The following is a 12426-nucleotide window of genomic DNA, read 5'->3' on the forward strand; positions in this document are numbered from 1 at the left end:
AGCCTTTGTAGGGGTGGCCTTCGGCTGCCATGCCGCGAACAGTGGGATAGATAACCTCATCCATGATGCGCTTGTGGATATCAGGTGTGACCACCGGCGCCGGAGAGTAGGCGCCCATGCCACCGGTATTGGGGCCGGTATCGCCGTCACCCACGCGCTTGTGGTCCTGGGAAGTGGCCATGGGCAGCGCATGCTCGCCGTCCACCATGACGATGAAGCTGGCTTCCTCGCCTTCCAGGAATTCCTCGACGACGACTCGGCTGCCCGCATCCCCTAAGGCGTTACCAGCCAGCATGTCGCGTATGGCGTCTTCAGCTTCCGGCAGTGTCATCGCAACGATGACGCCCTTGCCCGCGGCCAGGCCGTCGGCCTTGACCACAATGGGAGCTCCCTGCTTGCGGACATAAGCCAGGGCCTCGTCGACATCGGTGAAATTGCCGTAAGCGGCGGTGGGAATCTGCTGACGCTCCAGGAAGTCCTTGGTAAAGGCTTTGGAGCCTTCCAGTTGCGCTGCGCCGGCGCTGGGGCCGAACACGCGCAGACCGCGCTCTTCAAAGAGGTCAACGATGCCGGCCACCAGCGGCGCTTCCGGCCCGACGATGGTCAGGCCCACGTTGTTGGCAGCGGCGAAGTCTGCCAGGCCCTTGAGGTCCATCACGTCGATATTGATGTTTTCCAGGCCCGGCTCGCGTGCGGTACCAGCGTTTCCAGGAGCCACAAAGACGCGGTCTGCGTCCGCGGACTGGGCGGCTTTCCAGGCGAGAGCATGTTCACGACCGCCGGAGCCAATTACTAGGATGTTCATGGTTATGTTCCTGGTTGTCGGATTACGCCTTAATGCCGGAAATGACGCATCCCGGTAAACACCATGGCAATGCCATGCTCGTTGGCGGTGTCGATGACTTCCTGGTCACGCATGGAACCACCCGGCTGGATAACAGCGGTGATCCCGGCCTGTGCGGCAGCATCGATGCCGTCCCGGAATGGGAAAAACGCATCGGAAGCCATCACCGAGCCGTTCACTTCCAGGCTTTCGTCAGCAGCCTTGATGCCGGCAATTTTCGCGCTGTAGACTCGGCTCATCTGGCCGGCACCCACGCCGATGGTGCGACCGGCCCTGGCGTAGACGATGGCATTGGATTTCACGTATTTGGCCACTTCCCAGGCAAACAGCAGGTCGTTCAATTCCTGTTCGGAGGGCTGGCGCTCAGTGACCACTTTGACGTCTTCCATGGCTACCATGCCCAGGTCACGGTCCTGCACCAGCAGGCCACCGGTGACCCGCTTGTAGTCCAGTGATTTTGCGCGTTCGCCGTCAAAATCACCGCAGGCCAGCAGACGAACGTTCTTTTTGGTGGCTACCAGCTCCACGGCTTCTACCGAGATAGTCGGGGCGATGATCACTTCCACGAACTGGCGGTCGATAATGGCTTTGGCGGTTTCTGCATCCAGTTCGCGGTTGAAGGCGATGATGCCGCCAAATGCAGAGGTTGGATCAGTGGCGAATGCCAGGTCATAGGCTTGCCGGATATCCGCGCCAATGGCGACACCACAGGGATTGGCGTGTTTGACGATAACGCAGGCCGGGTCTGCGAAGGGTTTCACGCACTCCAGCGCAGCGTCAGTATCCGCCACGTTGTTATAAGAAAGTTCCTTGCCCTGCAACTGCTTTGCGGTCGCGATACAGGCTTCCCTCGGATTGCGTTCTGTGTAGAAGGCAGCACGCTGGTGCGGGTTTTCGCCGTAGCGCATGTCCTGGACTTTCACGAACTGGGCGTTGAAGGTGCGCGGGAAGTCGGCGTTGTCATTGTCTGCAGTACGGCCGCCCAGGTAGTTGGCGATAGCGCCGTCATAGCCGGCAGTGTGCTCAAACGCCTTTACGGCAAGATCAAACCGTGTCCTGTAACTCAACTGGCCGTCGTTGGCCTCCAGCTCTTTGAGTACCCGACCATAATCACTGGCATTCACCACAATGGCGACATCGTTGTGGTTTTTTGCCGCAGCGCGAACCATGGTGGGCCCGCCGATATCGATATTCTCGATGGCTGTGGCCAGATCGCAGTCCGGTCTGGCCACGGCTTCCTCGAAGGGATAAAGGTTCACGATTACCATGTCGATGGGATCAATGTCATGTTCCGCCATCACCTGGTCATCGGTGCCACGCCGCCCGAGAATGCCGCCATGGATTTTGGGGTGTAGCGTTTTCACGCGGCCATCCATCATTTCAGGGAAGCCGGTATGGTCACTGACCTCGGTGACCGGCACCTGGTTTTCCTGCAACAAACGGAAGGTGCCACCGGTAGAGAGTAACTCGATGCCACGTGCAGTCAGTGCGCGGCCAAATTCGACGATGCCGGATTTGTCGGACACGCTGATCAGTGCGCGACGGACGGGGGTATTAGCCTGATTTGCCATGGGTCACTTATTTCTGCTGGGTATGAACGAATGAAGGCCTCGCGAATGTTGTCCGGGAGGCCCTCTCAATCGGGTAGCTGGATTATAGCAGATCGTACTGCTTAAGCTTCTTGCGCAGGGTCCCGCGATTCAGGCCAAGCATGGTTGACGCCTTGGTCTGATTGTTGCGCGTGTACTTCATTACCTGCTCCAGCAGCGGCGCTTCCACTTCTGACAGCACCAACTGATAAACCTCGGTGACCGGGGCGCCATCAAGCTGGGCAAAATAGTTTTTCAGGGCAACTTCTACACTGTCGCGCAGGGTAACTGTGTTGCCGCTGCTATTTACCGTCTGCAACTGATGAATGTCATCGTTGGCGGGTTGGGTCAGATTGTCTTTAGCCAAAGTCTCAGCGGTCATGCTGCGAATACCTCTCCATTTCGTAAGCCTGCAAAGTACTGTTGAATACTGTCTTTTTGCTCCAGCGCGCAGTCAATGGCGTTGAAGCGTTTGCGGAATCGTTTGTCTTCGTCGTGGGACTGCAGATACCAGCCTACATGTTTCCTGGCAATGCGCACGCCCATGATTTCGCCATAGAACGTGTGCAGCGCTTCCAGGTGTTCGCTAAGCACCTGTTCCACCTCATCCACCGGTGGCTCAGGCAGATGCCTGCCGGTCTCCAGGAAATGCAGTATTTCCCGGAAAATCCAGGGCCGGCCCTGGGCGCCGCGTCCAATCAGTAGTCCATTGGCGCCGGTGTGCTCAAGCACGTATCTGGCCTGCTCGGGTGTGGTGATATCGCCATTGGCAAACACCGGAATGCTGACCCGGGATTTCACTTCTGCGATCGTGTCGTACTCGGCTTCACCCTTGTAGGCGTCAGCACGTGTACGGCCGTGGACCGCCAGAGCCTGTATGCCGGCATCTTCGGCCATACGGGCAATCAGTGGCGCGTTACGGTGTTCCCGGTCCCACCCGGTGCGCATTTTAAGGGTGACCGGAATGTCTACCGCTGCCACAACGGCTTCCAGAATATCCCTGACCAAGGCTTCGTCCTTCATCAGTGCCGAGCCGGCAGCCTTGTTGCAAACCTTTTTGGCCGGGCAGCCCATATTGATATCAATGATCTGGGCGCCGAATTCGGCATTCAGTCTTGCCGCGTTGGCCAGCATATCCGGGTCGCCACCGGCGATCTGCACTGACCTGGGCTCCGGTTCACCCTCATGGTTCATCCGGGTTTGCGACTTGCGGGTGTGCCAGAGCTTGCTGTCCGCAATGACCATTTCGGACACTGCCAGCCCGGCGCCCATCCGCCGGCAAAGCTGGCGAAAGGGACGATCAGTTACACCAGCCATGGGCGCAACGATCAGCGGATTGGGCAGGGTGTACGGCCCGATTTTTGCCGTTGGCAGCATGATCTGAGTCCGTGTCACAGCGGGTTAAGCGAACAACGGATCTGAGTGGCTGCTCAATAAGTAACCGATTCTGATCCGAAGGGCGGTAATGATACCGCCGGCAGAGGTGCTATTGAAGGGGCGAAGTCACGAAAAAGTTGATTATTTTTCGTTCTGTCTGGTTGACTTTCAGTCAATTCGATGACGGTCACCACTATTTATTCTGCCAGCGAAGACCTGTTTACTCCTCGTTGGCCCGGAAGGCGATATTGTAGTTCACCGCATCCCTGCCCGGATCGCGGATATTGATAACGATCCTGACCGGAGTGTCCGTCGGCATGGCCTCCATTTCCCTGCCTTCTCCGGCAAGATATTCGTCTGGCGTGAAAACGCTCTGGGCGACAACATCACCATTCAGGTTGGAAAAGGTCAGGGCGATGGCCGGGAACGGCTGCTCGAATGCCGCGCGGTTGATGATGACTGCGTCGACCACCAGTTGGCTGCGATTCTCGGGATTGGTTCTGACCACCAGTTTGCGGCTCTGGATGGCATTCACATCGATCAGTGGCTTCAGTTCGCAGCCTGCAATCTCGCAGCCCTGTTCATAGAATGGACGTAGCTCCGGTATGGAAGACAGGCGGTCGAACTGGAACCAGGTGACCTGTGCCACCAGAACGCCAATCAGGGCCAGTACCACCAGCGTCCACAGGGCTTTTCTGAGGCGGCTGCCACCGTTTCCGGAGACCGACACAGGTTCCCTTCGCAGGTCTGTATAGGGGGAGCTGGCAACCATCGGTTCGTCGTCAGAGACAGCGCCATTCTCGTCGTCCAAAGACGAGGACCGGGGTTGGTCGATGTAGAATTCTTCCGGTTCTTCCGCCGGCTCCAGGCTCAGCTCTTCCCGCTGCGGGGGTGGCGACTCTGTTGGCTGCGCGGGAGCTTGCTCTTCCGTGTGCTCTTCAGGCAGGTCTTCCGGGGTATTTTGGGACGGCTCCCGTCTGGATGCCGGTTCGTCCTCGGACAGCATTGCCTCGGCCCAGCTTTCGTCTATTCTGTTCGGATTCTCATCGTTGTCTTCGGATTCAAAGCTGCCGCTGGAACGTTCGTCAACCGTGCGGAAACTGTCGCTCAGCTCGTCGTCGGAGAAAGTAAGCCTGGTTCCGGCGTACGGCCCTTCAGCGGCATCCTCTTCAGGGTTGTCGGCAAAAATCAGGTCATCGTCCGAGGTAAAATTCTGGTCTTCCTGTTTTTCTGCTGGCGCTGAGGCGGGCTCTTTTTTGTCGCCGGATTCATCGCCGGAACTGGCGCCACTGACCTGATGGTCCACCGCGTTGAACACTGCCATGCAGTTGCCACAGCGCACCTTGCCGCCGGCAACGCTGAGTTGGGCGTCGGTGACCCGAAAACGGGTTTCACATTTCGGGCATCGTGTCTGCAGGCTGCTCTGGGTCATGCTTCATTCCTGTAAGCGACATCGCTACGAGTCACGGAGTTTAGTAGGTTCGGCCGTTTCCGTCACCTGTCATTGCGCCGTCCTGTGAGCCGTATCCACTCTTCACGTTGTTCCGGTTCGTCCATGACAAACCAGGGCTCGTAGGCTTCCATGACTTCCCGGGCCTGGTTGGAGAGTATGCCGGACAACACAATATCGCCACCCGGTTTAACCTTTGCCGCGAGCCGGGGTGCAAGACCGATCAGGGGCTGGGCCAGAATATTGGCCAGCATGATGTCAGCCATGGTGTCCGGTTCATCTGCGGGCAGGAAAAGGTGAAGTCGATCTTCCTCTACCTGGTTGCGTCGGGCGTTTTCGCGGCTGGCTTCCAGCGCCTGGGGATCTGTATCAACACCGATAACGTGGTCGGCTCCCAGCAGCAGAGCAGCAAGGCCGAGAATGCCGGAGCCACATCCGTAATCAATCACCTGGCGTGATGACACATCCTGGCCATCCAGCCATTCCAGGCACAGTGCTGTGGTGGGATGAGTGCCGGTGCCAAAAGCCAGACCCGGATCCAGCAGCAGGTTGGCTGCGTGGGGATCCGGGGCGTCATGCCAACTGGGTACGATCCAGAGCCTCTCGCCAAAGCGCAAGGGCTTGAAGTCGTCCATCCACTCCCGCTCCCAGTCCTTGTCTTCCACCAGGGTAACGTCGATGTCTGGCAGTGACTGCTGTGTCTGCTGGTGCCAGGCGTCATTGACCGCGGCGCAAAGCTCTTCGATATCCCGCTCCGAGCCGAACAGTCCCGTCACGCTGGTCTGGTGCCATAGTGGCGTTGTGCCAGGGTCGGGCTCATACAGTGGCTGGTCGGCGGCATCTTCCATGGAGACGGCTTCAGCACCCATCTCCATGAGCAGATCCTCAAGCTGGTCCGCGTTGTCGGGATCAGCCGGGATCTGTAGTTGTATCCAGGGCATGTTGCTGTCCTGTCGGGTAGACGAATTGACTGTACGGGTCAGTCCCGTATCAGCTTCTCCAGATAATGAATGGTGAAGTCTACCTGTTTGAAGCCGCCATCGCGTACCAGTTTCCGGTGCAGTGCCTGGTTGGTCTTGATGCCTTCAACAACGAGTTCGTCCAGTGCATTCTTCATGCGGCGACGGGCAATTTCCCGGTCATCGCCCCAGGTGATCAGTTTTGCCACCATGGAGTCGTAGAACGGGGGCACGGTGTAACCACTGTACAGATGCGAGTCTACCCGTATGCCATTGCCGCCGGGGGCGTGGAAGTGCTTGACCTTGCCGGGGCTGGGCACGAAGGTTTGCGGGTCTTCTGCGTTGATGCGGCATTCCAGGGCGTGACCGGAAATCTTGATCTCGTCCTGGGTGTACTGCAGCGGCAGGCCGCTGGCAATCCGCAACTGCTCGCGAACAATGTCCACGCCGGTAACCATTTCCGACACCGGATGCTCAACCTGTACCCGGGTGTTCATCTCGATGAAGTAGAAAGCGCCGTCCTGGTACAGGAATTCGAACGTGCCGGCACCCACGTAGCCGATTTTCTTGCAGGCATCGACACAGGCTTTCAGGGTTACTTCCCGGGCCTCCGGGTCTATGTCCGGCGCTGGTGCTTCTTCCAGCACTTTCTGGTGCCGGCGCTGCATTGAGCAGTCACGGTCGCCCAGGTGAATGACGTTGCCATGGGTGTCAGCAAGTACCTGGACCTCCACGTGGCGGGGGCGCTCCAGGTATTTCTCGAGGTACACGGTGGCATCACCGAAGGTGTTTTTTGCTTCGCTCTGGGTGATCTGCACGCTTTTCAGCAGCGCCGCTTCGGAGTGAACCACCTGCATGCCGCGTCCGCCGCCGCCAGATGCAGCCTTGATGATCACGGGGTAGCCGATGCGCCTGGCCACTTCCAGCGTGCGTTCATCGTCGTCCGTTAGCGGGCCATCGGAACCCGGAACAGTAGGAACGCCGGCCTCGATCATGGAGTTGATGGCGGAGACCTTGTTACCCATCAGGCGGATAGTCTCGGCCCTTGGGCCGATGAAGCGGAAACCGCTTTTTTCCACCTGTTCGGCAAAATCCGCGTTTTCCGCCAGGAAACCGTACCCCGGATGGATGCCGACGGAGTCTGTGACTTCCGCTGCACTGATAATCGTGGGAATGTTCAGGTAGCTTTCAGCGGCGCTGTTGGGGCCGATGCAGACAGACTCGTCCGCGAGGCGAACATGCATCAGGTCGCGGTCGATCTGGGAGTGGACGGCCACGGTCTTGATCCCCAGTTCCTTGCAGGCGCGCAGAATGCGCAGGGCGATCTCGCCGCGATTTGCGATCAGAACTTTTTCTAACATAGCCATGAGGGTGTCACCGGGTTCAGGAAATGATGATCAGTGGCTGGTCAAACTCGACCGGCTGCCCGTTCTCAACCAGGATTTCGGCGATGGTACCGCTCTTGTCCGCCTCGATCTGGTTCATCATCTTCATGGCTTCCACGATGCATACCACATCACCGGCTTTCACCGACTGCCCGACTTCCACGAACGACTTCGCCGTGGGTGAGGGCGAGCGATAGAAAGTGCCTACCATGGGCGACTTCACTGCGTGGCCAGTAGGCTCGGCCAGTTTGGCGGGCTCGTCGGCAGCAGGCGCAGGCGGTTGTGAAGACGGTGCCGGCTGGGGTGCCTGGGCAGGATATTGTGCCATGTACTGCGGTGCGGCCAGTTGCTCGCGACGGCGGGAAATACGAACTGAATCATCACCTTCGTGAATCTCCAGCTCCTCGACGTCGGATTCCTCCAGCAGCTCGATAAGTTTCTTGATCTTGCGAATGTCCATAGTCAGTCCGATCCCGTTTAATCAGTTCTATCGATGAATTCGTTGCAGGGCGGCTTCGAGTGCAAGGTCGTACCCCAGGCTGCCCAGCCCGCAGATAACGCCTTCGGCGATATCAGAAAAATAGGAGTGATGGCGGAAAGTTTCCCGCGCATGCACGTTGGAAAGATGTACTTCAATAAATGGAATGCCCGATGCCAGCATGGCATCCCGCAGGGCAATACTGGTGTGGGTGAATGCCGCCGGGTTGATAATGATGAAATCCACCTCTTCCGCTCTGGCTTCATGTATCCGCTCAATCAGTTCATATTCCGCGTTTGACTGTAAATGTAGCAGGTGATGGCCAACTTCGGCGGCTTTCTGGTGCAATCGGTCGTCAATGTCGGTCAGTGTCTCATGGCCATAGACTTCCGGCTCGCGGGTTCCGAGCATGTTCAGGTTGGGTCCATGGAGGACGAGTATGGTCGCCATGATTGTATTTGCCTTGCTGACTTGTCTACAGGATCGCCGACTTTAGCGACATTTTCACTCAATGGTGCGTGCTTGAGGCCTTCAGATCAACATTTTTTGACATTCTGCCGTTTGTCGAAAAGTTTCCGGGCAGTATCAGGGCGATCTTTGCCGTTTAAAGGGTCATTGTCGTGAAGGGTGGGACGGACTTCTATAAGACGTTGGTTTCATAAAACGGCCCCGGAAGCGGGGCGGGGCCGTCGGTCAGAGCGAAGTTCAGTCGCCGGCGGCGGTGACGCAGTTCCGGCCCTGCTCCTTGGAGCGATAGAGTGCCCGGTCGGCCCGTTCGCAAAGTGCCTGGGAGCTGTCATCTTTCCAGGCAGCCACGCCACAACTGAAAGTGACATTGAACTCTCGGTCGCCAGCGGGCTGCAGCAGTTCCGAGAAGCGCTCACGGATCTCATTGAGTACGTTGCGGGCGTCGCTCTCGCGTGTGTCCGGCAGGATAATGGCAAACTCCTCGCCGCCATAGCGGCCAATATGATCGGTCTTGCGCAGGCGCTGTTTGAGGAACATGGACAGGCTCCGGAGGACACGGTCGCCGATGGGGTGCCCGAAGGTGTCATTCACTTTCTTGAAGTAATCAATGTCGATCATTGCAAAGCTCAGGGGCTGGTTTTTCTGCCGGCACTTCACGATTTCCTGGTCCAGGAGATGGAGCGTGTGGGTGTGATTGAACAGGCCTGTCAGGCTGTCACGGATCATCAGCGCCAGCAGTGAGCGGGCGCGACGGCCACGATTATGGATGGTGGCAATCAGGTGTTTGGGGTCTATGGGTTTGGTCAGGAAGTCATCGCCCCCGAGGCTCATGGCATGGAGTTGTTTGCTGACATCTTCTTCAGCCGACAGGTAAATGATGGGTACGCTGTGGAAGCGATCCTGCTGGCGGATTACCCTGGCGATCTCCATGCCGGTGCAGCCCGGCATGTACATGTCGAGAATAATGATCTCGGGAGAAAAGTGTTCCAGGGCATGGATGATCTGCATGGGGTCGGTGATGATGTGAGCGCTCATCCCGGCCTTTTTAAGCACCGTCTCCATAAACTTGGCCTGGGCACGGGAGTCATCAAGAACCAGCACCTTATAGGGCTCTACGGTGTTGCCGTGGGTATAGGTCTCGATTTTCTCGATCAGCTGGCCCGGATCGACGGCCGGATAGAAAAACTCTTCACCTCCGCAGCGGGAGGCGCGCAGCCGGGTCTCAATGGTGCCGTCCTCATCGCTCATGAAAATGACCGGGATGGGAGTATCGTGGCGCTCCTGGAGGCGTTCAATGGTGGCAATACCGCTGAGTGGCTCGCCGCTGTAGTTGACGTCCATCAGGATGGTTTCCGGCTTGTGAAGTGCGCAGGCTTCGATCAGCTTTTCCGCTGTATGGAATGCGGAGGCGCGGAAACCGAAAAATTCCAGCTGGCGAATCAGCCGGCCGGCCATCTCTTCACTGGACAAGGCAATGTAGACGGGAGTGCGACGATACTGCTGGGGCACCTCGCTGGCCGTCTGGTCGGTACGTCGGAGCGTGCACCGGGACAATTGTTCAATGGCATCCTGCAGTCTGCGGTCCAGCCCTTGCGGCAGTGCTTCGCCCTCTGGCCACTCACCGATCAGCTCGAATACTTTTTGCCCGGAGTCGGCATGACCCTCCATTTCGAAACGTCTGGCATACCGGACCAGTTTATCGGCCGCCCTGGCAAAATCACCTTTGAACGCTGCTGACTGGCTGGCGTCTTCGTGGATCTTTTGCCATGTATCCAGTACAACCCTGGCCTGGGTTGTGACACGGCGGGCAAAGTGCTGCCTGAGTTTATCTTTCTGGCTTTCGTCGTTCATTGTGCTCCGGCCTGTTGTTTTCGTTCCTGGCAGCCCGTCTCCGATACAGGCAGATATTTTCAACATTAGTCGTTTTGCAGAGTCTATAGTGTTTCGTGTTGTCGGCGTAGGTGACTCTGTGTAAATGTTTGTCAACTCTGCGGTGCAGGTCACACAAGCTCTCCGGCAGCGCCACAAATTGCATAAAACCCTTCATTGCTTCATGGTAAGCGGAGCTTGCAGACGGACTGCAGCCAGATAAAACGACAGACAGGGGAAGAAACAACCAATGTCAGGAAAAATCAGACAGTATTTCAGTGATCGTAAGGACGACGTCCGGGATTTTTCCGGCGGCAGCGGAGTTGTAGGCAAGTTCATCCTGGCTGTTGTTGTGGTTTATTTTCTGGTGGCACTGGTACTGGGAATGATCTGGAGCGGCGAGCCGGACGTGTTCTCTGTTCGTGATCATACACGAAAGACTGCTGATGAAATGCAGCGGGAGCCGGTCACCGGCTTTGCGACCATCGTAACCACGATTCGTGTGGCTGAAACCCTGCTCGACAAATCTGGTGGGTACATCTCCAACGATATTGCACCGCCGGGTCTCTGGCTGGATAACATGCCAAACTGGGAGTACGGCGTTCTGGTCCAGCTCCGTGACTTCTCCCGTGCCATGCGCAAAGACATCAGCCGTTCACAGAGCCAGTCCGCGGAAGATCCGGACCTGATCATTGCTGAGCCCCAGTTCCACTTTGACAGTGGCAGCTGGGCGATCCCCTCTACGGAGGCCGAGTATCGCCGCGGTATCGAAGCCCTTCATAGCTATCTCGACCGACTGTCGCATCCTGACCAGCCCAGTGCCCAGTTTTTTGCCAGGGCAGACAATCTTGCCAACTGGCTGGCGGATCTGGAAACGCGTCTTGGCAGCCTCTCCCGAACTCTGGGTGAAAGTGTCGGTAAGGCGTCGGTGTCCGATTCTGTTTCGAATATTGATCCCGACGACCCACTGTCAGAAGATGTAACTGGTGAGGAAGTCAAAACACCATGGACCAAGATAGATGACGTGTTCTATGAAGCCCGTGGCAGCGCCTGGGCCCTGTTACACATCTTCCGTGCTATCGAGGTGGACTTCCGCAAGGTGCTGAGCGACAAGAACGCCCTGTCCAGTGCCAAGCAGATCATTATTGAGCTGGAGGGTACCCAGGGAGATATGTGGAGCCCGGTGATACTGAATGGCAGTGGCTACGGCGTGCTTGCCAACCACTCACTGACCATGGCGGCGTACCTGTCACGCGCCAGCGCGGCGATCAGCGATATGAGAGATTTGCTGACCCGCGGCTGATGGCGGGAAGTGCGATACCATAAAAAAACCGGGCTCAGTTTGAACTGAGCCCGGTTTTTTTATGTTCGCCTGGAAGGTCGGGTTTCAGCCCTTATAGGCGTTTACTGCGGCTTCAATGGCCTTCTTGGCTTCTGCAGCGTCGCCCCAGCCCTGGACCTTGACCCACTTGCCCGGCTCGAGAGTCTTGTAGTTCTCGAAGAAGTGATGAATCTGGCCCCGCAGCAATTCCGGCAGGTCATCGATTTCCCGCACGTTATGGTAGGAGGTCGTCAGCTTGTCGTGGGGAACCGCAACCAGCTTGGCGTCACCGCCGGCTTCGTCTTCCATGTTCAAAACGCCAATCGGGCGGCAGCGGATAACGGAGCCGGCCTGCACGGCGTAAGGAGTGACCACCAGTACGTCGATAGGATCGCCATCATCAGCCAGGGTGTGGGGGATGAAGCCGTAGTTGGCCGGGTAGAACATAGGCGTGGCCATGAAGCGGTCTACCATCAGCGCGCCCATGTCCTTGTCCAGCTCGTACTTGACCGGGGAGCTGTTCGCCGGGATTTCAATGGCGACGTAGATGTCTTCTGGCGGGTTCTTACCGACCGGGATGTTATCAAAGTTCATGGCTGATCCTTATCTGAAGTGCGTTGGACTGCGTTTTAAAAGTGGGCGCAATTATACGGCACAATAGTGCGGATCGAAACTAAACGTTGGTC

General features: G+C 57.4%; 12 protein-coding genes. 1 reads left to right on the forward strand and 11 read right to left on the reverse strand.

Annotated elements, in window-relative coordinates:
* The 10 genes from purD to ACESMB_RS05980 form a co-directional block, all read right to left on the reverse strand.
* Positions 1–805: phosphoribosylamine--glycine ligase (gene purD, locus ACESMB_RS05935; protein WP_372971111.1), on the reverse strand; the 805-nt coding region annotated here is incomplete at its 3' end.
* 29 nt (positions 806–834) lie between these two features.
* Complete coding sequence (purH, locus tag ACESMB_RS05940) at positions 835–2415, reverse strand: bifunctional phosphoribosylaminoimidazolecarboxamide formyltransferase/IMP cyclohydrolase (protein ID WP_372926266.1); 1581 nt, start codon at positions 2413–2415, stop codon at positions 835–837.
* Positions 2416–2497: 82 nt separating this feature from the next.
* Positions 2498–2815 (reverse strand): DNA-binding transcriptional regulator Fis, encoded by a 318-nt coding sequence (fis, locus tag ACESMB_RS05945; RefSeq protein ID WP_372926267.1) that lies wholly within the window; start codon positions 2813–2815, stop codon positions 2498–2500.
* Positions 2812–3810 (reverse strand): tRNA dihydrouridine synthase DusB, encoded by a 999-nt coding sequence (dusB, locus tag ACESMB_RS05950; RefSeq protein ID WP_372926268.1) that lies wholly within the window; start codon positions 3808–3810, stop codon positions 2812–2814. Before dusB ends, fis begins: the two co-directional genes overlap by 4 nt.
* A 220-nt stretch (positions 3811–4030) precedes the next feature.
* The gene (locus tag ACESMB_RS05955) at positions 4031–5242 is read right to left on the reverse strand and encodes a DUF3426 domain-containing protein (protein ID WP_372971112.1); all 1212 of its coding nucleotides are present in this window, start codon (positions 5240–5242) and stop codon (positions 4031–4033) included.
* A 62-nt stretch (positions 5243–5304) separates the two neighbouring features.
* Positions 5305–6201, reverse strand: coding sequence for a 50S ribosomal protein L11 methyltransferase (prmA, locus tag ACESMB_RS05960; RefSeq protein WP_372926270.1), 897 nt, complete (start codon positions 6199–6201; stop codon positions 5305–5307).
* Positions 6202–6239: 38 nt separating this feature from the next.
* Positions 6240–7586 carry an acetyl-CoA carboxylase biotin carboxylase subunit gene (gene accC, locus ACESMB_RS05965; RefSeq protein WP_372926271.1) on the reverse strand — a complete coding sequence of 449 codons (1347 nt, stop codon included), beginning with the start codon at positions 7584–7586 and terminating at the stop codon, positions 6240–6242.
* 16 nt (positions 7587–7602) lie between these two features.
* Positions 7603–8064 (reverse strand): acetyl-CoA carboxylase biotin carboxyl carrier protein, encoded by a 462-nt coding sequence (accB, locus tag ACESMB_RS05970; RefSeq protein ID WP_372926272.1) that lies wholly within the window; start codon positions 8062–8064, stop codon positions 7603–7605.
* Positions 8065–8091: 27 nt separating this feature from the next.
* Positions 8092–8532, reverse strand: a complete 441-nt coding sequence (gene aroQ / locus ACESMB_RS05975) for a type II 3-dehydroquinate dehydratase (RefSeq protein ID WP_372926273.1) — start codon at positions 8530–8532, stop codon at positions 8092–8094.
* 255 nt (positions 8533–8787) lie between these two features.
* On the reverse strand, positions 8788–10401 hold the full coding sequence (locus ACESMB_RS05980; RefSeq protein ID WP_372926274.1) for a diguanylate cyclase: 1614 nt from the start codon (positions 10399–10401) through the stop codon (positions 8788–8790).
* 268 nt (positions 10402–10669) lie between these two features.
* Between ACESMB_RS05980 and ACESMB_RS05985 the strand changes: the two genes are divergently transcribed.
* Positions 10670–11722 (forward strand): DUF2333 family protein, encoded by a 1053-nt coding sequence (locus ACESMB_RS05985; protein WP_372926275.1) that lies wholly within the window; start codon positions 10670–10672, stop codon positions 11720–11722.
* Positions 11723–11806: 84 nt separating this feature from the next.
* Here ACESMB_RS05985 and ppa read toward each other — a convergent pair whose 3' ends face one another.
* Positions 11807–12334: an inorganic diphosphatase gene (gene ppa, locus ACESMB_RS05990; protein ID WP_372926276.1), complete on the reverse strand. Its 528-nt coding sequence runs from the start codon at positions 12332–12334 to the stop codon at positions 11807–11809.
* Positions 12335–12426 lie beyond the last annotated feature (92 nt).

The sequence above is a fragment of the Marinobacter sp. genome (assembly GCF_041686475.1).
In the GTDB taxonomy this organism is placed as follows: Bacteria; Pseudomonadota; Gammaproteobacteria; order Pseudomonadales; family Oleiphilaceae; genus Marinobacter.